Source organism: Kitasatospora sp. NPDC096204, from assembly GCF_044763205.1.
Taxonomy (GTDB): Bacteria; Actinomycetota; Actinomycetes; order Streptomycetales; family Streptomycetaceae; genus Kitasatospora.
In genome coordinates this window covers 32511-52185 of record NZ_JBIWFT010000054.1, presented here as the reverse complement: position 1 = coordinate 52185, position 19675 = coordinate 32511, and the positions used below count along the sequence as shown (strand labels likewise).

Below are 19675 nucleotides of genomic sequence, written 5' to 3'. Positions count from 1 at the left end.
GAAACCTGAGGCCGGGGATGTCAACATATCTGGCGTTGACTTTTGGCACGCTGTTGAGTTCTCAAGGAACGGACGCTTCCTTCGGACCGCCTTCCGGCGGGCCCTCCGGGCTTCGTTCTTTCGTGTTTCCAGCTTATCAGATGTTTTCCGCTCCGTTTTCCGGAGTTTCATTCATCCGATTCGCTTTCGCCTTTCGGCGCTCCCGAACTCTATCAGAGTTACTCGGTCCGTTTTCCCCGGTCGTTCTCGAATTCAGATTCGAGCCCGTTTCCGAGGGGCCGTCCCGTGGGGCAACCCGGAGAACATTACGCACCGGGTCGCCCCACGTCAAACCGGCCTCAGCCGGTGTTGAGCGAGCGTCAGACCTCGACCACGACCGGCAGGATCATCGGCCGGCGACGGTAGTTGTCCGCGACCCACTTGCCGATGGTCCGGCGGACCAGCTGCTGCACCTGACGGGGCTCCAGCACGCCGTCGCTCGCCGAGCGGTCCAGCGCCTCCTGGAGCTTCGCGGCCACCGGGACGAACGCGTTGTCGTCGATGCCGGAGCCGCGGGCCTGGATGGTCGGGCCGCCGACGATCTTGCCGTTGGCCGAGTCGACCGCGACGAAGACCGAGATGAAGCCCTCCTCGCCGAGGATCTTGCGGTCCTTGAGCGAGGCCTCGCTGATGTCGCCGACCGAGGAGCCGTCCACGTAGACGTACCCGGCCTGCACCTTGCCGGCGATCCGGGCGACGCCGCCCTCCAGGTCGACGCAGACGCCGTCCTCGGCGATGACCACGCGGTTGCGCGGCACCCCGGTGGCGATGCCCAGCTCGGCGGCCGCGCGCAGGTGGCGCCACTCGCCGTGGACCGGCATCAGGTTGCGCGGCTTGCAGATGTTGAAGAAGTACAGCAGCTCGCCTGCCGAGGCGTGGCCGGAGACGTGCACCTTGGCGTTGCCCTTGTGCACGACCTTGGCGCCCCAGCGGGTCAGGCCGTTGATCACCCGGTAGACGGCGTTCTCGTTGCCCGGGATGAGCGAGGAGGCCAGGACGACGGTGTCGCCCTCGACGATGCGGATCTGGTGGTCGCGGTTGGCCATCCGGGACAGCGCGGCCATCGGCTCGCCCTGCGAACCGGTGCAGATCAGCACGACCTCCTTGTCCGGCAGGTCGTCCAGCTGCTTGACGTCCACGACCATGTTGCCGGGGACCTTCAGGTAGCCGAGGTCGCGGGCGATGCCCATGTTGCGGACCATCGAGCGGCCGACGAAGGCGACCTTGCGCTTGTACTCGTGGGCGGCGTCCAGGACCTGCTGGATGCGGTGCACGTGGCTCGCGAAGGAGGCCACGATGATGCGCTTGTCGGCGTTCGCGAAGACGTTCCGCAGCGCCGCCGAGATGTCCCGCTCGTGCGGGATGAAGCCGGGGACCTCGGCGTTGGTGGAGTCCACCAGCAGGAGGTCCATGCCCTCCTCCGCCAGCTTGGCGAAGGTCGGCAGGTCGGTCAGGCGGCCGTCCAGCGGCAGCTGGTCCATCTTGAAGTCGCCGGTGGCCACGACCATGCCGGCGGGGGTCCGGACCGCCACCGCCAGGGCGTCCGGGATGGAGTGGTTGACCGCGATGAACTCGCAGTCGAAGGGGCCGATGCGCTCGCGCTCCCCCTCCTTGACCTCCAGCACGTACGGCCGGATGCGGTGCTCGGCGAGCTTGGCCTCGATCAGCGCGAGGGTCAGCTTGGAGCCGATCAGCGGGATGTCCGGGTTCTCCCGCAGGAGGAAGGGGACGGCGCCGATGTGGTCCTCGTGCCCGTGGGTGAGGACGATGCCGTCGACCTTGTCGAGGCGGTCCCGGATGTAGCTGAAGTCCGGCAGGATCAGGTCCACGCCGGGCTGCTCGTCCTCGGGGAAGAGGACGCCGCAGTCGATGATCAGGATGCGGTCGCCGTACTCCAGGACCGTCATGTTGCGGCCGATCTCGCCGAGGCCGCCGAGCGGAGTGATGCGGAGGGCGCCCTCCTTCAGGGCCGGGGGCGCGCCGAGCTCGGGGTGCGGGTGGCTCAAAAGACTCTCCTCACGACGCACGCCATATGCTCGGGGTCCTCCCCCTGGAGACATATGGCGTGCGTTCTCAGTGTCGTTTTCCTACTGGGTCTGTGCTCTCGCGCCTTCGGTCCGGTCCAGCGGCGGACCCTTGGGAGGTCCGGCGAGCCGGGGCGCGCACGTCCGTGTCTGTTAGAGGTGTACCCCGCCGGCGGCGAGATCCTGCTTCAATCGCTCGATCTCCTCGGGCGTCGCGCCGACCAGCGGCAGCCGCAGCGGGCCCGCCGGCCGGCCCTGGAGTTCCAGCGCGGCCTTGGCGAGGATGACGCCCTGGGTGCGGAACATACCGCTGAACACCGGCAGCAGGCGCTGGTGGATGCTGGTGGCCTTGACCACATCGCCCGCCAGGAAGGCCTCGACCATCGCCCGCAGGTCCCCGGCCACCACGTGCCCGACCACGCTGACCACGCCGACGGCTCCGACGGACAGCAGCGGCAGGTTGAGGATGTCGTCGCCGGAGTACCAGGCGAGGTCCGCGCGGGCGATCGCCCAGGCCGCGGCGCCGAGGTCGCCCTTGGCGTCCTTGTTGGCGACGATCCGCGGGTGCGCGCCGAGGCGGACCAGCGTCTCGTGGCTCAGCGCGACCCCGCTGCGGCCCGGGATGTCGTACAGCATGACGGGCAGCCCGGTCGCGTCGGCGACGGCGACGTTGTGCCGGTACAGGCCCTCCTGCGGGGGCTTGTTGTAGTACGGCGTGACGACCAGCAGGCCGTGGGCCCCGGCCGCCTCCGCCTGCCGGGCCAGCTCGATGCTGTGGTGGGTGTCGTTGGTGCCGACGCCGGCCACCACGTGGGCGCGGTCCCCGACCGCCTCGACCACGGCGCGGACCAGCTGGGCCTTCTCGGCGTCGCTGGTGGTCGGGGACTCACCGGTGGTGCCGTTGACGACGAGGCCGTCGTTGCCGGAGTCCACGAGGTGCGTGGCGAGGCGCTGGGCGCCGTCGAGGTCGAGCGCGCCGTCGGCGGTGAACGGGGTGACCATCGCGGTCAGTACCCGGCCGAACGGCGTCTGGGGGGTGGAGGTCGGAGCCATGCGTCCAAAGCTACTCGTAGGCGGTGGGGCGGTACCCATGCCGGTCCGGTGTTCGGACAGGTGCGGCGCATTCGTGGCGCGGACGTGGGATTCCGGTGCTGCCCGCTCGGGGGTTCGGACAGCACCGGAATCCGTGTTCACGAATGTAGGGAGCGGCTAGAAAAGCCGCAATCCAGACATGCCAGACACTCTGCCCGTATGCCTGTCGTCCCAGGTCAGGGGGCGACTCGGCCGTGCTTCTCGAAGGCCGCATGGGTGAGCGGCATGAGCCGGGCCCACTGCTCCTCCATCTGCTCCGCGACCATCTCGATCTCGCGCTGCGGGAAGGACGGCACCGCCGAGTTCTCCCGCCGGGTGCGCAGCGACAGGAAGTGCATCAGCGAACGCGAGTTGCAGGTCGCGTACATCGAGGAGAACAGGCCCACCGGCAGCACCGCGCGGGCCACCTCGCGGGCCACGCCGGCGGCCAGCATCTCCTGGTAGCGGGCGTAGGACTCGAGGTACGCGGCCTCCATCGCCCCGGTGGTGGTCCGGTGCTGCTCGGGCGTGCCCTCGTGGAACTCGTACTTGCCGGGGCGGCCCTGCTGGACCAGCTTGCGCTCCTCGCCCGGGACGTAGAAGACCGGCTGGAGCTCGCGGTAGCGGCCGGACTCCTCGTTGTACGACCAGCCGCTGCGGTGCCGGTGGAACTCCCGGAACACGAAGATCGGCGCGCTGATGAAGAAGGTCATCGAGTTGTGCTCGAACGGCGTGCCGTGCCGGTCGCGCATCAGGAAGTTGATCAGGCCCTTGGACTTCTCCGGGTCCTGGTCGAGGGCCTCCAGGGACTGCTCGCCCGCGGTCGAGACCCGGGCCGCCCAGATGACGTCCGAGTCGGCGGCGGCGCTGCGGACCAGCTCCACCGTCACGTCGCTGCGGAAGCTGGGGGCCGTCGGTTCGTCGCTCACGCGTTACTCCTTGCGGGTTCGGTGCTGTGCAGCTTGATGGCGTGCTGCATGGTCTTGCGGGCGCGCGGGGTGTCGCCGGCGTCGGCGTAGGCCACGGCGAGGCGGAACCAGGCCCGCCAGTCGCCCGGCGCGTCCTGTGCCTCGGCCTGGCGGCGGGCGAACACCGCGTCGGCCGAGGCCCGGTCGATCCGCCCGCCCTTGCTGCGCTCCAGCTCGTCCACCGGAAGGCCGCCCTCGGCCTCCAGCTCGCGGGCCAGCCGCTCGCTGTCCCGGCCGAAGCGGACGGTCTGGCGCAGGAACCAGACGCCGATCACCGGGATCACGAAGGCGCAGATCCCGATGCCGATGCCGAGCGGCTTGCCGGTCGCGATCAGCTGGACGCCCTCGCCCACGCAGACCAGGGCGACCAGCAGCAGGACGCCGGACAGGACGAAGAAACCGGTACGAGAGGTCATGACGCCCTCCTGGAGGTCGACACTGTCACAGGTCCAGGAAGTGTTCGAGGCCGAAGGTCAGCCCCGGCGTCCCGACGACCTTGCGCACGCCCAGCAGGATGCCCGGCATGAAGCTGCTGTGGTGCAGCGAGTCGTGCCGGATGGTGAGCGTCTCGCCGGTGTCGCCGAACATCACCTGCTGGTGGGCGAGCAGACCCCGCAGCCGCACCGCGTGCACCGGCACCCCGTCCACGTCGGCGCCGCGCGCGCCGGGCAGGCTGTGGGTGGTCGGGTCCTGCTGCGGCGGGCGGCCGGCCTCGGCCCGGGCGGCGGCGATCAGCTGGGCGGTGCGGGTGGCGGTGCCGCTGGGGGCGTCGGCCTTGCGGTCGTGGTGCAGCTCGACCACCTCGACCGACTCGAAGTACCGGGCGGCGACCTGGGAGAACTTCATACCGAGGATGGCGCCGATGGAGAAGTTCGGGGCGATCAGCAGGCCGAGCTCCGGGGCCTGGTCCAGCCAGCCGCGGACGGTGGCGAGCCGCTCGTCCGTCCAGCCGGTGGTGCCGGTGACCACGTGGATGCCGTGGTGCAGGCAGTGGTCGAGGTTCCCCATCACCGAGTCCGGGTGGGTCAGCTCGACGGCCACCTGGGCGCCCGCCTCGGTCAGCTCCTCCAGCTTGGAGCCGCGGCCGAGGGCGGCCACCAGCTCCAGGTCGGGCGCGGCCTCCACGGCCTTGACCGCCTCGGAGCCGATCCGTCCCTTGGCGCCGATCACGGCGACACGCAGCGTCATAGCAAAATTCCTCTCACCCGGAAATCGGCGGATCAGACCAGCAGGTCGGCGAGCTTGGCGGCCCGCTTGTCGTTGACCGGGCCGATCAGGGCGAGCGACGGCCGGTACGCGCCCAGCACATCACGGGCCACCGCGTGGACGTCCTCCAGGGTCACCGACGCGATCCGCTCCAGCATGTCGTCCACCGACAGGTGGTGCCCGTAGCTGAGCTCGGCCTTGCCGATCCGGTTCATCAGCGAGCCGCTGTCCTCCATGCCGAGCACGGTGGAGCCGGAGATCTGGCCGATCGCCCGGTTCAGCTCCTCCTCGGTGATGCCCTCCTCGACCACCTTGGCCAGCTCGGCGCGGCAGATCCGCAGCACCTCCTCGACCCGCTTGGGCTGGCAGCCGGCGTAGATGCCGAACAGGCCGCTGTCCGCGTAGGACGAGGAGTACGAGTAGACCGAGTACGCCAGGCCCCGCTTCTCGCGGACCTCCTGGAACAGCCGGGAGCTCATCCCGCCGCCGAGGGCCGCGTTGAGCACACCCATCGCCCAGCGGCGCTCGTCGTGCCGCGGCACCCCCGGCACGCCCAGCACCAGGTGGGCCTGCTCGGTGGAGCGGTTGAGCACCTCGACCCTGCCGGCCGTGCGCAGCGCCTTGTGGCCGCGGCGGGCCTCGGCGGGAGCCGCGGTGGAGGCCGCCAGCACCGGTGCGAAGGCCTGCTCGACCTGCTTGACCACCTTGCGGTGGTCGAGGTTGCCGGCCGCGGCGACGACCAGGTTCTCGGGCCGGTAGCGGCGGCGGTAGAAGCCGGCGATCTGGTCCCGGGTGAGCGTCCTGATGGTCTCCTGGGTGCCGAGGATCGGGCGGCCGAGCGGGCCGCTGCCGAAGATCACCTTGGCGAACAGGTCGTGCACCACGTCGCCCGGGTCGTCCTCGGCCATCGCCATCTCCTCCAGGATGACGCCGCGCTCGGACTCCACGTCCTCGGGCCGGATCAGCGAGCCGGTGACCATGTCGCAGACCACGTCGACGGCCAGCGGCAGGTCGGTGTCCAGGACCCGGGCGTAGTAGCAGGTGTTCTCCTTCGCGGTGAAGGCGTTCATCTCGCCGCCGACCGCGTCCAGGGCCGCCGAGATGTCCAGCGCGCTGCGCCGCTCGGTGCCCTTGAAGAGCAGGTGCTCCAGGTAGTGGGTGGCGCCGTTGAGCTGCGGGGTCTCGTCCCGCGAGCCGACGCCGACCCAGATGCCGAAGGTCGCGGAGCGCACCGTCGGCAGGGTCTCGGTGACGACCCGAAGGCCGCCGGGGAGGACGGTGCGGCGCACCGTGCCGGCGCCGTCGACGCCCTTGAGCAGGGTCCGGGTGGTGCCGGGACGCTGCGTTACCGCCGGGGCCTGCGCCACGGGGGGTACCTCCAGAGGAATCGCACGTGCGGCTGGGCACGTACGGACGAACGCGTGGACAACGGGGTGCGGCCCGCACGCCGGGAGGCGTACGGGCCGCGGGGGTCAGCTAGCGGCGCTTCACTCGGAAGCGGCCTCGCCGCCCTCCTCGCCCTCGATGACCGGGATCAGGGAGAGCTTGCCGCGCGGGTCGATCTCGGCGATCTCGACCTGCACCTTGGCGCCGACGCCGAGGACGTCCTCGACGTTCTCGACGCGCTTGCCGCCGGCCAGCTTGCGGATCTGCGAGATGTGCAGCAGGCCGTCCTTGCCCGGCATCAGCGACACGAACGCGCCGAACGTCGTGGTCTTGACCACGGTGCCCAGGTAGCGCTCGCCGACCTCCGGCATGGTCGGGTTGGCGATCTGGTTGATCGTGGTGCGGGCGGCCTCGGCGGCCGGGCCGTCGGCGGCACCGATGTAGATGGTGCCGTCGTCCTCGATCGTGATCTCGGCGCCGGTGTCCTCCTGGATCTGGTTGATCATCTTGCCCTTGGGGCCGATGACCTCACCGATCTTGTCCACCGGGATCTTGATGGTGATGATGCGCGGCGCGTTCGGGGACATCTCGTCGGGCGAGTCGATGGCCTCGTTCATCACGTCGAGGATGTGCAGGCGGGCGTCCTTGGCCTGCTTCAGCGCGGCGGCGAGCACCGACGCCGGGATGCCGTTCAGCTTGGTGTCCAGCTGGAGGGCGGTGATGAAGTTGCGGGTACCGGCGACCTTGAAGTCCATGTCGCCGTACGCGTCCTCGGCGCCGAGGATGTCGGTCAGCGTGACGTAGTGGGTCTCGCCGTCGATCTCCTGGGAGATCAGGCCCATGGCGATGCCGGCGACGGCGGCCTTCAGCGGCACACCGGCGTTCAGCAGCGACATGGTCGAGGCGCAGACCGAGCCCATCGAGGTGGAGCCGTTGGAGCCGAGCGCCTCGGAGACCTGGCGGATGGCGTACGGGAACTCCTCGCGGGTCGGCAGCACCGGCAGCAGGGCGCGCTCGGCCAGCGCGCCGTGGCCGATCTCGCGGCGCTTGGGCGAGCCCACGCGGCCGGTCTCACCGACGGAGTACGGCGGGAAGTTGTAGTTGTGCATGTAGCGGCGACGCGTCTCCGGGGAGAGCGTGTCGAGCTGCTGCTCCATCCGGAGCATGTTCAGCGTGGTGACGCCCAGGATCTGGGTCTCGCCGCGCTCGAACAGGGCGGAGCCGTGCACCCGCGGGATGGCCTCGACCTCGGCGGCCAGGGTGCGGATGTCGGTGACGCCGCGGCCGTCGATGCGGACCTTGTCCGTGATGACGCGCTCGCGGACGATCTTCTTGGTCAGCGCGTTGTAGGCGGCGCTGATCTCCTTCTCGCGGCCCTCGAACTCGGGCAGCAGCTTCTCGGCGGCCAGCGCCTTGACGCGGTCCAGCTCGTTGTTGCGCTCCTGCTTGCCCGGGATGGTCAGGGCCTGGGCGAGCTCGTCCTTGACGGCGGCGGTCAGCGCGGCGAGGACGTCGTCCTGGTAGTCCAGGAAGACCGGGAACTCACCGGTCGGCTTGGCGGCCTGGGCGGCCAGCTGCGACTGCGCGGCGCACAGGACCTTGATGAACGGCTTCGCGGCCTCCAGGCCGGAGGCGACGATCTCCTCGGTCGGCGCGTCGGCGCCGCCCTCGACCAGCTTGATGGTCTTGTCGGTGGCCTCGGCCTCGACCATCATGATCGCGACGTCGCCGTCCGGCAGGACGCGACCGGCGACGACCATGTCGAAGACGGCCGACTCCAGCTCGCTGTGGGTCGGGAAGGCGACCCACTGGCCGTTGATCAGCGCGACGCGCACGCCGCCGATCGGGCCGGAGAACGGCAGGCCCGCCAGCTGGGTGGAGGCGGAGGCGGCGTTGATCGCGACCACGTCGTACAGGTGGTCGGGGTTGAGCGCCATCACGGTGACGACGACCTGGACCTCGTTGCGCAGGCCCTTGACGAAGGACGGGCGCAGCGGGCGGTCGATCAGGCGGCAGGTGAGGATCGCGTCCTCGGAGGGCCGGCCCTCGCGACGGAAGAACGAGCCGGGGATGCGGCCGGCGGCGTACATCCGCTCCTCGACGTCCACGGTCAGCGGGAAGAAGTCGAAGTGCTCCTTCGGCTGCTTGGACGCGCTGGTGGCCGACAGCACCATGGTGTCGTCGTCCAGGTAGGCCACGGCGGAACCGGCGGCCTGACGGGCCAGACGGCCGGTCTCGAAGCGGATGGTACGGGTGCCGAAGGAACCGTTGTCGATCACGGCCTCGGCGTAGAACACGTTCTCTTCCACCTGGAAGATCTCCTCTTTCGTACGTCTCCGGGAGAGCGTCCCCGCGCACTGCCTGCGGTGGGCCCCGGGCCCTCGTCAAGGAGGGCGGCAGTCGGGCCGGTCTTCGATCGAAGCCTCCGGAGTGCCCCGCTCGGTCTGCGGGGGTTCCGACGGCCACTACCGAGGACCGGCGCCTCACGGCTGCCGGGCCGGGATGGGCGGTCCGCGTCTGGACGCTCTCTCGGATGCGGGCGGCTTCCGTTTGAAGCCTTCGTCCCGCGGGGGGTTCGGGTCCTTCTGCCCGGGTGGCGCGCTGGTGCGCCATCACCCGACATGCCCACAACCCTACGGTGCAATCCTCGGCCACCTGGGGAGGTGCGCGCGAGTTGTTATCTCAGGGCGCCGCGGCCGGACAGCCGCGGCATACGCGCGAGGGGCGGCCCCCCGGTGTGGGGAGCCGCCCCGTGCGGCGGTCTTAGCGGGCGCCGCCGGCGGCACCGCGGCGGATGCCCAGGCGGTCGACGAGCGTACGGAAACGCTCGATGTCCTTCTTGGCCAGGTACTGGAGCAGGCGGCGACGCTGGCCGACCAGGATCAGCAGGCCACGACGCGAGTGGTGGTCGTGCTTGTGCGTCTTCAGGTGCTCGGTCAGGTCCGAGATGCGACGGGAGAGCATGGCCACCTGGACCTCGGGGGAGCCGGTGTCGCCCTCCTTCTGGCCGAACTCGGCGATGATCTGCTTCTTGACGTCAGAGGCGAGAGCCACTGCAACTCCTTCAGGGTCTACCGAGCGGTCCTGGTCGACAACACAGGACTCATCGAGAACTCGGTGTCGTGAGCGCGGCCGGCGCTCTGCCGCCCACGGATGGGCTGCGGACAACACGGCTGCGCTCGGAGGCCAAGCGTACCAGTGCCGCCCACCCGGTCGTCCGGCGGGTGGCCGGGGCAGCGCAGGTGGGCGGCACGGGGGTGGCACCGGTCAGCTGGTGGCGCCGCGGACCAGCCGGTAGACGTCCAGGACGGCGAGCGCCAGCGGGACGAGCGAGATCAGGGTGAGGCTGTCCACCAGGTCCAGGATGCGCCCCCAGAACGGGGACACCCCGAGCCGCGGCACCACCAGGGCGATCGCGGTGAGCAGCGCGGCGCCGAAGGCGATGGAGGCGGTCAGCCAGATCGTGCGCAGGTCGAGCTCGGTGGTGGAGCCGGCCACCCGCAGGAAGAACTGCGGGGTGTGCAGGGACAGCCCGACGATCAGCAGGCTCAGGCCGAGCAGGCCGGCCACGGTGAGGCTGAGCACCTGCGCGGTGTAACGGAACAGCCGGGCGCGCAGCATGGTGGTCAGGCCCAGGGCGAGCGCGAGCAGCTCGGGGAAGGTCTCGTCGGTGAAGCCGAGGACGGCGCAGGCGCCGACCACGACCGCGGCGCAGCCGCCGACCAGGCCGACCAGCACCTCGTGGCCGCGGCGGGCCTGGTGGGCGATCCGCTCGTACTGGACGGCCTCGGCGCGCTCGGCCTCCTCGTCGTAGTCGCGGCTTCGGGTGCGGGTCTGGCCGGGGGCGCTGAAGCCGACCGGCAGCCGGGCGAAGCGGGCGGAGAGGCCGGGCAGGAAGCCGACCACGGCGACGGCGGCGACGCCGGTGACGGCGGCGATGTGCCCGGCCGGGGTCTGCGGCAGCAGGACGGCCGCGAAGGTGGCGAGCGCGCCGGCGGTGGAGACCAGGGCGGCGGCGACGAACACCGCGTCCCTCTCCGGCAGCAGGCCGGCCAGCAGGACGGAGACCACCAGCGCGGCGACGCAGCCGGCCAGGAACTGGAGCCGGCCGGGGCCCTCCCACGGGTGGGCGACGGCGATCAGGCCGCTGCCGCCGATCATGGCGTGGGGCAGCGCGCCGAGGCCGAGCGCGACGGCCGCGTGGGCGTCCTGGTAGACCCGGGCCCGCACCCCGGCGAGCGCGGTGAGCACGACGGCGGTGACGCCGGCCAGGACGCCGGGCAGGCCGTGCATGTCGTGGCGCAGGTCGGAGAACCAGAGCGCGAAGCCGAGCAGGGTGAGCAGCACCCCGGCGCCGATCAGGCCGAAGCCGCGCATCAGTTCGGCGGTCCAGAACCGGCGGTCGGCCTCGACGGCGCTGGCGATCGCGTCGGCGACGTCGTCGTAGACGGCCGGCGGGAGCGACTCGGCGAAGGGGCGCAGCGCCAGCAGGTCGCCGTCGCGGACCTGCTGGGCGGCCAGCGGCAGTCCGCTGTCGAGCACCGTGCCGTCGCGGCGGACCAGGTGGAAGCCGGTGGGGGCGCCGTCGGGCTGGCTCTGGTTGGCCAGGCGCAGCACCTCCGGGTAGACGTCCGCGAGCGGGACGTCCTCGGGCAGAGCGACGTCGATCCGGCGGTCCGGGGCGACGACGGTCACGCGGCAGTATCCGGTCGCGGCGGCACTCATGCGCCCACCTCGCTGCGCACGCCGATGCGGGCGCCCACCTCGATCCTTCGACGCACTTGGCGCTCCCCCTTGTTGACGGTGCCGAGGCCCGGCGGCGCTCGGTGTTGCTGTGGAACCGGCCCGACCGGGCCGCGAGTTGGCGCGGCGTTACCCTACCCGTTCGGTTCGTGTCCGCTGCCGGTGCGTACCCGGGCGCCGACGGGCGGTGCGCGGGCGACCGTTAGGATCGGCGCCTGCGCAAGGTACGGGGGCTGCGCTGGGTGGGGCGTCCTCAGCCACCGGATTCCCGTACGGACCGTACGCAATCGCGTGAGGGCTGATGCCGAAGTGATCGATCGACGCCGCGGGGTGGATGACACATGGGTGTGATCACGGTCAAGCGACCGGCGAGGGCGTATCCGCCGACCGTGCCGGACGAACCGGTGGAGCTGGTGAGCCCGCCCGAACTGCCCAGGCAGGGCGGCGAGGACTGGCTGATGAGCATCCTGCCGATGCTGGGCATGGGCGGCTCGGCGGTGTTCTTCTTCTCGCCGGGGGCCGCGGCCCCGATGAAGATCATGGGCGGTCTGATGATCGCCTCGACGCTCGGCATGGTGCTGGCGCAGATCGTCCGGGCCCGCAAGGGCGGTTCGACCGCGATGGCGGACGAGCGGCGCGACTACCTGAAGTACCTCCAGCAGACCCGCCGCCAGGTGCGCCGCACGGCGGAGCGCCAGCGCGGCGCGCTGCTGTTCCTGAACCCGGCGCCGGACCAGCTCTGGTCGATCGTCGAGGACGGCCGGCGGCTGTGGGAACGGCGCATCGGGGACGGCGACTTCGCGCAGATCCGGGTGGGTCTCGGGCCGGTGCAGCTGTCCACCCCGCTGGTGGCACCGCAGACCGCGCCGATGGACGAGCTGGAGCCGCTGTCGGCGGCCGCGATGCACTCCTTCCTGAAGGCCCACGGCACCCTCCAGGACCTGCCGTTGGCGGTCTCGCTGCGGGCCTTCTACCACATCACGGTGTGCGGGGACCCGGACTCGGTGTACGGGAACGTGCGCGCGATGATCGCCCAGCTGACCACCCTGCACTCGCCGGACGACCTGATGGTGGCGGTCGCGGCCGCGCCCGGTGCGGCCGAGGAGTGGGAGTGGACCAAGTGGCTCCCGCACAACCAGCACCGCAAGGAGGCCGACGGCGCGGGCTCGCGCCGGCTCTTCGCGAGCGACCTGGGCGACCTGGAGTACCTGCTCCAGGACGAGCTGGCCGGCCGCCAGCGCTTCGTGCGGGAGGTGGCACCGCCCGCCGACCAGCCGCACCTGGTGGTCGTCATGGACGGCGCCGGTGTGCCGCACGACTCGCTGCTGGCGAGCCCGGAGGGCGTGCAGGGCGTGACGGTCATCGAGGTGGTGCCGGGCGAGGTCGACGAGCCCAGCGGGCACCTGATGGTGACGGTCGGCGCCGAGGAGCTGGTGCTGCGCTCGGCCTCCGGCGCGACGTACACCGGCAAGCCGGACCTGCTCTCGGTGTGGCAGTCCGAGGCGCTGGCGCGGCAGTTGGCGCCGTACCGGATCTCGGCCGGCGGGGACGACGAGCCGCTGCTGTCCAACCTCGACTTCACCGACATGATGAGCTCGGGCGACCCGGGCTCCTTCGACGTGGCCCGCAGCTGGCGTCCGCGCGCCCAGCACGAGCGGATGCGGGTGCCGATCGGCGTCGGCGCCAACGGCGAGCACGTCTACCTGGACATCAAGGAGGCCGCACTGGAGGGCATGGGCCCGCACGGCCTGTGCGTGGGCGCGACCGGTTCCGGCAAGTCGGAGCTGCTGCGCACGCTGGTGCTGGCGCTGGCGATGACCCACTCCTCGGAGATCCTGAACTTCGTCCTCGCCGACTTCAAGGGCGGTGCGACCTTCTCCGGCATGGCGGACATGCCGCACACCTCCGCGGTGATCACCAACCTCGAGGGCGAGCTCACCCTGGTCGACCGCATGCGCGACGCGATCGAGGGCGAGCTGCACCGCCGCCAGGAGCTGCTGCGCTCGGCCGGCAACTACGCCAACATCCACGAGTACGAGCGGGCCCGGGCGGCCGGCGCGGCCCTGGACCCGCTGCCCTCGCTGGTGCTGATCATCGACGAGTTCTCCGAACTCCTCACCGCCAAGCCCGACTTCATCGAGATGTTCATCCAGATCGGCCGGATCGGCCGTTCACTGGGCGTGCACCTGCTGCTGGCCTCGCAGCGCCTGGAGGAGGGCAAGCTGCGCGGCCTGGACACCTATCTCTCGTACCGGATCGGACTGCGCACCTTCTCGGCCGCGGAGTCCCGGGCGGCGATCGGCGTGCCGGACGCCTACCACCTGCCGCCGGTGCCGGGCGTCGGCTACCTCAAGTTCGGCGAGGACGTGATGGACCGGTTCAAGGCCGCCTACGTCTCGGGCCCGTACCGCGCGCCGGGGCAGCAGCGGTCGACCGGCGGGCGCCGGGTCGACACCCGCCCGGTGGAGTTCACCGCGGCCTTCGTGGAGCTGCCGGACCCGGTGGAAGAGGAGGTCGCGCCGCAGGTCCCGGAGCAGGACGACGCGCTGGTGGACACCGTGCTGGACGTGTTCGTCCAGCGGATGACCGGCCAGGGCCCGGCCGCGCACCAGGTGTGGCTGCCGCCGCTGGAGGACGCCCCCAGCATGGACCACCTGCTGCCGCCGCTGCAGGTGGTGCCGGAGCGCGGGCTGACCGCACCCGGCTACCCGGCGGGCCGGCTGCGGGTGCCGATCGGCATCGTGGACAAGCCTCGCGAGCAGAAGACGGACATCCTCGAGGTCGACTACGCGGGGGCGGCCGGCCACGGCCTGATCGTCGGCGGTCCGCGGTCCGGCAAGTCGACCGTGGTGCGCACCATGGTCGCCTCGTTCGGCCTCACCCACACCCCGCTGGAAGTGCAGTTCTACCTGCTCGACTTCGGTGCGGGCAGCTTCCAGTCGCTGGCCGGACTGCCGCACGTCGGCGGGGTGGCCGGGCGCCTGGACGTGGACAAGGTGCGCCGGATGGTCTCCGAGGTGCACGGGGTGCTCAACCGGCGCGAGGAGCTGTTCCGGGTCGCCGGGATCGACACCATCGCCACGTACCGGGCCACCCGGGCGGCCGGCCGGCTGCCGGACGAGGCCTTCGGCGACGTCTTCCTGGTGATCGACGGCTGGAACACCTTCAAGCAGGAGTTCGAGGGCCTGGAGCCGGTGATCGGCGACATCGCCCAGCGCGGTCTCGGCTACGGCGTGCACCTGGTCATCACCGCGGCCCGGTACGCCGAGGTGCGCCCGGCGCTGAAGGACCTGCTGCAGAACCGGACCGAGCTGAAGCTCGGTGACGCGATGGAGTCCGAGGTCGACCGCCGGGTGGCGCAGAACGTCCCGGCGCTGGCCGGGCGCGGCATCACCCCGGAGCGGCTGCACTTCCTGTCCGGCCTGCCGCGGCTGGACGGCTCCTCCTCGGTGGACGACCTGCAGAACGGCGTCGCCGGACTGGTCAGCGCGGTGGACGGGGCCTGGACCGGCCCGCGCGCCCCGCAGGTGCGGATGCTGCCGGCCGTACTGGACGGCGACTCGCTGCCGAAGGGCTTCGAGCACCCGGAGCGCGGCGTCGCCTTCGGCGTGGACGAGGCGGAGCTGGCGCCGGTCTTCGTCAACTTCGAGACCGACCCGCTGTTCATCGTCTTCGGCGACACCGAGTCCGGGAAGTCGGCGGTGCTGCGGATGCTGATCAAGCAGATCACCGAGCGCTACACCCCGGACCAGGCCGGCATCGTGATCGGCGACTACCGGCGCGCGCTGCTCGGCACCGTACCGCCGGAGTACCTGGTGGAGTACGCGGCCGCGCAGCCGGCCATGGCGGCCATCGTCGACATGCTGCGCGGCGCCTGCGCGCGCCGCCTGCCGGGCCCGGACGTGACCGCCGAGCAGCTGCGCAACCGCAGCTGGTACAGCGGCAAGGACATGTTCGTGATCGTCGACGACTACGAGCTGGTCTCGACGAGCTCGGGCAACCCGCTGGCCCCGCTGGCCGAGTTCCTGCCGTTCGCCCGTGACATCGGCCTGCGGGTGATCGTGGCCCGCAGCGCGGGCGGCGCCGGCCGCTCGCTGTACGAGCCGGTGCTGCAGCGGATGCGCGAACTCGGCGGCCAGGGCGTGATCCTCTCCGGCAACCGGGACGAGGGCGCGCTGCTGGGGACGGTCAAGCCGCAGGCGCTGCCGCCCGGCCGAGGGGTCTACGTGTCCCGCCGCGCGACCGGCGGGCAGATGATCCAGACGGGCTGGCTGCCGGTGGTGTAGCCGCGCCGCCCGTCACGGACGGTGAGCGAAGGGGTCGGACTCGTGGAGTCCGGCCCCTTCGGCGTCCCGGGTTCCGAAACGTTACCTAGTTCTTTCCGGGCGGGAGCTGCGGTTCCCGTACCCGGCCGGGGAGTTGCCGGGCGTTTCGGGGGCGCCTGGGCGTAGCACTGTCCACCCGGAGCACGACCTTTGAATGACGGCACTCCCCGCTTTGTTCACCTTCGATTCAATTGCGATGTGGCTTAGGTAACAAGTCGGACAAAGGTCGCAATGACTGAACGTGATCATCGGATCGCATGTTTATGCCGTTCACCGCAACGGATTCCGAAGCAGTTCCGACGTTGACGCAATCAATACGCCGAGGTTCCATTGCGGCCAGGGAGCGACTGGAACCGGACACCGAGCAACCAGCCAGCGGAGGCGATACCGCTCCCACCCCAGCACCGCACAGAGCCGATCGGAAGCCACATGACCGACACGCTTCGTCCGCCACAGACCGTAGCCGCCCCGGCGGCCGAGGCGGCAGCGCCCCAACAGCTCAAGCGCTCGATCGGCGTCGTGGGCGGCACCCTGCTCACGCTGTCCTGCGTCACGCCCGCCTCGACGCTCTTCGTGATCGTGCCGGAGCTGTTCTCCAGCATCGGCAGCGCCACCGCGCTGGCGATCGCGATCGGCACCGTGCTCTGCGTCGCGGTCGCGTTCTGCTACTCCGAACTCGGCACCCTGATCCCCAGCGCCGGCGGCGAGTACGCGATGGTCGGCACCCTCGCCGGGCGGCTGATGGGCTGGCTGGTCTTCGTGCTCTCGCTGATCGTGGTGATGATCGTCCCCTCGGTCATCGCCCTCGGCACCGCCGACTACCTCGCCCCCGTCCTGCACCTGGACAAGGCCATGACCGGCGCCGCCGTGATGCTGGCCGCCACCCTGGCCGGACTGCTCGACCTGCGCGCCAACGCCTGGATCACCGGCATCTTCCTGGTGCTGGAGGTCATCGCGGCCGGCGTGGTCTCGGTGCTCGGCTTCGCCCACACCAACAGCGACGCCCCCAGCCTGCTGCACGGCGTGGTCGCCGGGGACGGCGGCGCCACCACCACGGTGAGCGTGGGCGCCATCGTCGGCGCGCTCGGCATCGCCCTGTTCATCACCCAGGGCTTCTCCACCGCGGTCTACCTGTCGGAGGAGCTGGAGAACCCCCGCCGCAACGTCTCGCGCACCGTGCTGTGGACGCTCGGCATCTCCTCGGCCATCATCCTGGTCCCGGTCGTCGCCATCACCGTGGGCGCCCCCGACCTGCAGACCCTGTCCTCCGGCAACATCTCCGGCATGGTCACCGCCTGGAGCAACTCGGCCGTCGGCACCTTCATCAGCCTCTGCGTCGCGCTGGCCATCATCAACGCCGGCATCGTCATGGTCATCCAGAACTCCCGGGTGCTGTTCGCCTCCGCCCGTGACAAGGCCTGGCCGGAGCCGGTCAACAAGGCCTTCGGCACCCTCGGCCGGTTCGGCTCGCCGTGGATCGCCACCCTGGCGGTCGGCCTGCCCGGCGCCGCGCTCTGCTTCGTCAAGGGCGAGCTGCTGAGCAACATCACCGGCGTCGCCGTCACCGGGATGTACCTGCTGGTCGCGATCGCCGCGCTGCTCTCCCGCCGCGCCCACCACAAGCACGCCTCCGCCTGGCGGATGCCGCTGTGGCCGGCCATCCCGGTCGTGCTGATCGCCGTCCTGGTCTACGTGATCACCAAGCTGGACGCCGAGCCCCTGCTGTGGACCGGCGGCATCACCGCCGCCGCCACCCTCTACTGGCTGTTCTACCTGCGCCCCCGGCAGGACACCCGCTGGGTGATCAGCCTTCCCGAGGACCAGCAGGACTGATCCCCACCCCTCCCTCACACGGCGGTGCCCCGGGCCTCCCCCAGCCCGGGGCACCGCCGTGTTCCGCTACTTCCCGGCCTTCCAGGCCGGGCTGGTGACGATCGTCCTCAGCTCCGCCGCGGTCAGCAGCGGGTCGCCGTTCGACGCCGTCACGACCAGGACCTCCAAGCCGTCCGGCCTGGTCGCGTCCGCGATCAGCTTGCCCGACAGGGTGGGGGCGGCCGGGGCGTGGGTGAGGAGCTTCGTCCCGTCGGGCAGGATCTCCGCGTCCTGGTACCACTGCGGTGCCGGCCGGTCGTCGGGGGCCTTGGCCCAGTTCTTCACCAGCACCGACACCGTGCCGGCCCGCCCGGCCCTGGCCAGCTCGAAGGCCACCCCGGTGTCCTGGCCCGTGCGGCCCGTCACGGTCGCCCCGGACGGCAGCAGCCCGGTCAGGACGGTCTCGTAGTCCGCCGGCGACAGGCCCGGGTCGATCGCCTCGGTGTCGATGCCGTCGAACCTGAGGGCCTTGACGATCCGGTCCCAGGACTTGTCCGTGACGACGGCCTTCAGCTGGTCGAGGGTGAGCGGCGGGTTGGGACGGCTGTCCGGCGCGCCCTTCTCCTTGGGCGCGTTCCACTCGTGCACGGCGACGGACCGGCCGTCCGGGCCGTTCAGCACGGCGAACCACTCCTTGGTGTCGGCCCGGCTGTCCGAGTACTCGTACCCCTGCTGCAGCAGGAGCTTGGAGCCGTCCGGCAGGACGGTGTCGGTGCAGGCGTCGACCCGGACCAACGTGGGGTCCGGCGGGCAGCTGGGCAGCTGCACCTGACCGGGCCGGTGCTTGCTGATGCTGAACTGGATCAGCGACTTGCCCTGGCCGTCGTCGAAGACCAGGTTCGCCAAGGCCTGGGTGGCCTTCGGCCCGCCATCGGTACCTTGCCCGGTGGCCTCGGTGATCTCCCCCTTGGGCAGCAGGGCCCGGAAGGTGGCCAGCACCTCGTCGCCGGAGACCGCGGCCCGGGCCGCGGACTGCAGCACGGTCGGGGTGGCCGCGCCGGCGCTGCTGCCCGCGGTGATGCCGACGGAGGAGGCCGGGGCGGAGGCCGCGCTCACGGTGCCCGCGTCCCCGGCACCCGGGGAGACCAGGTACACGGTGCCGGTGCCCACCAGGGCCAGCGCGGCCGCGCCGCCCACCACGGCGGCGGCCGAGCGGCGGCGCCAGCGGCGGCGGCCGAGCCGGTAGCCGTCCGCGACCAGGCCCGCCTGCTCGGCCTGCTCGGTGCGGAAGCCTTCGCCCGTGCGGGTGAGGGCGTAGAGAAGATCGTCCTCGAACTTGTCCGGTTCGGACATGGGTGTTCACCGTCTCCTTGCGTCGCGGGTTGCGAGAGAAGTTCCTTGCGGCCGACGGGCGCCGGCCTGGGCGGGCGCCCGCCTCAGCGGGCGGCCAGCTCGGCCAGCGAGTCGCCGAGCAGGGCGCGCAGCCTGGCCAGGGCCCGGGTGGTGCGGGTGCGGACGGCGCCGGAGGAGGCCCGCATGGCCTCGGCGGTCTCCTCGACGCTGCGGTCCTCCCAGTAGCGCAGCACCAGGACCGCGCGGTCCTTGGGCGGCATCCGGCCGAGCGCGTCGAGGAGGGTCAGCCGCAGGGCGCTGTCGGCGTCCTGCCCCTCCTGCTCCGGCAGGGCGGCACTGGGGCGCTCGCCGCTGGAACGGCGGCGCTGCTGGGCCAGGAAGGTGCGCACCATCACGGTGTGGGTGTAGGCCGCCGGGTTGTCGATCCGGCCGCGGCCGGTGAAGGCGCTGCGCCGCCACAGCACGTACATCCGGCTGAGGGCCTCCTGCACGAGGTCCTCGGCGTAGTGGGTGTCGCCGCTGGTGAGCAGGCAGGCCGAGCGGTACAGGTGGCCGGTCCGGCCGGAGACGAGCTCCAGGAACTCCGCGTCCTTGGCCTCCCGGCCCGACCCGATCCGCCCCATGCGCCCTGCCCCCCGTGGTCCGCCCTCCCTGACACTTCATCGATGCGGCGGGCGGGCGGCGGTGTTACAGGGGTCCGGCGGAATCTCGGAGGGGCACCGGGCACCGGGCACCGGGCGGCGGGCGC

General features: G+C 71.3%; 13 protein-coding genes. 2 read left to right on the top strand and 11 right to left on the bottom strand.

Features of this window, described 5'->3' with window-relative positions:
- Nucleotides 1–359 precede the first annotated feature (359 nt).
- From ACIQ87_RS36910 to eccD, 9 genes are all read right to left on the bottom strand, one after another.
- Nucleotides 360–2045 (bottom strand): ribonuclease J, encoded by a 1686-nt coding sequence (locus ACIQ87_RS36910; RefSeq protein WP_402415866.1) that lies wholly within the window; start codon nt 2043–2045, stop codon nt 360–362.
- A gap of 171 nt (nt 2046–2216) precedes the next feature.
- On the bottom strand, nt 2217–3116 hold the full coding sequence (dapA, locus tag ACIQ87_RS36905; RefSeq protein ID WP_392884251.1) for a 4-hydroxy-tetrahydrodipicolinate synthase: 900 nt from the start codon (nt 3114–3116) through the stop codon (nt 2217–2219).
- 215 nt (nt 3117–3331) lie between these two features.
- Nucleotides 3332–4063, bottom strand: coding sequence for an FAD-dependent thymidylate synthase (thyX, locus tag ACIQ87_RS36900; protein ID WP_402415863.1), 732 nt, complete (start codon nt 4061–4063; stop codon nt 3332–3334).
- The gene (locus tag ACIQ87_RS36895; protein ID WP_402415860.1) at nt 4060–4518 is read right to left on the bottom strand and encodes a hypothetical protein; all 459 of its coding nucleotides are present in this window, start codon (nt 4516–4518) and stop codon (nt 4060–4062) included. Before ACIQ87_RS36895 ends, thyX begins: the two co-directional genes overlap by 4 nt.
- 25 nt (nt 4519–4543) lie before the next feature.
- Complete coding sequence (gene dapB, locus ACIQ87_RS36890) at nt 4544–5290, bottom strand: 4-hydroxy-tetrahydrodipicolinate reductase (RefSeq protein WP_392884247.1); 747 nt, start codon at nt 5288–5290, stop codon at nt 4544–4546.
- A 32-nt stretch (nt 5291–5322) separates the two neighbouring features.
- Nucleotides 5323–6675: a M16 family metallopeptidase gene (locus ACIQ87_RS36885; protein WP_402415857.1), complete on the bottom strand. Its 1353-nt coding sequence runs from the start codon at nt 6673–6675 to the stop codon at nt 5323–5325.
- Nucleotides 6676–6795: 120 nt separating this feature from the next.
- Complete coding sequence (locus tag ACIQ87_RS36880; protein WP_402415854.1) at nt 6796–9003, bottom strand: polyribonucleotide nucleotidyltransferase; 2208 nt, start codon at nt 9001–9003, stop codon at nt 6796–6798.
- A gap of 454 nt (nt 9004–9457) precedes the next feature.
- The gene (gene rpsO, locus ACIQ87_RS36875) at nt 9458–9748 is read right to left on the bottom strand and encodes a 30S ribosomal protein S15 (protein ID WP_196952393.1); all 291 of its coding nucleotides are present in this window, start codon (nt 9746–9748) and stop codon (nt 9458–9460) included.
- A gap of 213 nt (nt 9749–9961) precedes the next feature.
- Nucleotides 9962–11419: a type VII secretion integral membrane protein EccD gene (eccD, locus tag ACIQ87_RS36870; protein ID WP_402415851.1), complete on the bottom strand. Its 1458-nt coding sequence runs from the start codon at nt 11417–11419 to the stop codon at nt 9962–9964.
- A gap of 359 nt (nt 11420–11778) precedes the next feature.
- Between eccD and eccCa the strand changes: the two genes are divergently transcribed.
- Both eccCa and ACIQ87_RS36860 read left to right on the top strand, forming a co-directional pair.
- Nucleotides 11779–15723 (top strand): type VII secretion protein EccCa, encoded by a 3945-nt coding sequence (gene eccCa, locus ACIQ87_RS36865; RefSeq protein WP_402415848.1) that lies wholly within the window; start codon nt 11779–11781, stop codon nt 15721–15723.
- Between the two features lie 468 nt (nt 15724–16191).
- The gene (locus ACIQ87_RS36860; protein WP_402415846.1) at nt 16192–17595 is read left to right on the top strand and encodes an APC family permease; all 1404 of its coding nucleotides are present in this window, start codon (nt 16192–16194) and stop codon (nt 17593–17595) included.
- Between the two features lie 66 nt (nt 17596–17661).
- Here the strand turns inward: ACIQ87_RS36860 and ACIQ87_RS36855 are convergent, their stop codons facing one another.
- Together ACIQ87_RS36855 and ACIQ87_RS36850 are read right to left on the bottom strand one after the other, a co-directional pair.
- Nucleotides 17662–18927 (bottom strand): hypothetical protein, encoded by a 1266-nt coding sequence (locus tag ACIQ87_RS36855; RefSeq protein ID WP_402415843.1) that lies wholly within the window; start codon nt 18925–18927, stop codon nt 17662–17664.
- Between the two features lie 83 nt (nt 18928–19010).
- On the bottom strand, nt 19011–19550 hold the full coding sequence (locus ACIQ87_RS36850) for a SigE family RNA polymerase sigma factor (protein WP_402415840.1): 540 nt from the start codon (nt 19548–19550) through the stop codon (nt 19011–19013).
- Between the last annotated feature and the right edge of the window lie 125 nt (nt 19551–19675).